Source organism: Rhodoplanes roseus (assembly GCF_003258865.1).
GTDB lineage: Bacteria > Pseudomonadota > Alphaproteobacteria > Rhizobiales > Xanthobacteraceae > Rhodoplanes > Rhodoplanes roseus.
On record NZ_NPEX01000627.1, the window covers coordinates 1 to 730 of the forward strand.

The 730-nt window shown below is 71.5% G+C and carries 1 protein-coding gene; it reads left to right on the plus strand.

Features of this window, described 5'->3' with window-relative positions; translation table 11 throughout:
• Positions 1–730 (plus strand): hypothetical protein (locus CH341_RS34725; RefSeq protein ID WP_111423714.1); only part of this gene is annotated, 730 nt, incomplete at both ends.

Below are 730 nucleotides of genomic sequence, written 5' to 3' on the forward strand. Positions count from 1 at the left end.
GAGGCAAAGCTGTTCGAGGACGGCCTCGCCGCCCAGGCCGCCCCGGCTCCGAAAACTCCGCCGATCGGCGGAGTTTCCCCGGCCGCCGCGACCGGCACGCTCGCCGAGCGCATCGTCGCCGCCATGGAGCGCCGGGGCTGCACGATCGACCGCGGGCCGGGAGAGGTGAACATCGTCTACGTCGAGGGCATCGACCCGGACGGGACGCCGAACGCCAATCGCCCGAACGGCTTCGACGACGTGCGCTTCATCATCTTGTTCCAGGACGGCATTCCGGTGATCGCCGACCCTGGCGCCTGGGAAGCGACCACCGAGCCGGGCAAGCTCTATACCGAGCGGCCCTTGAGCAAGCTCGGCGCGGCCCGCATCCCGCACGGGCAGCAGCGGTGCTGGCAGGTCGGCACCCACCACCCCGGCAAGGCGTCGGCGCACGAGGCGCTGGTCCAGACCGGCGCCGAGATCACCGTGTGCCGCGACGGGAACCGCGACTATCGCCGCGACGGCGACGCGACCGAGACGGGCTGGTTCGGGATCAACCAGCACCACGGCTACGACTATCCGCGCAACGACATCAAGGGTGCCTCGGCCGGCTGCCTGGTGGGCCGTACGACCGCCGGCCACCGGGAGTTCATGGCGCTGGTGAAGCGCGACCCCCGCTGGCGCGCCGATCCGAAGTTCGTCTTCCGCACCACCGTCCTGCCCGCCGCCGAGGTGCCCGCGACTGCAGTCG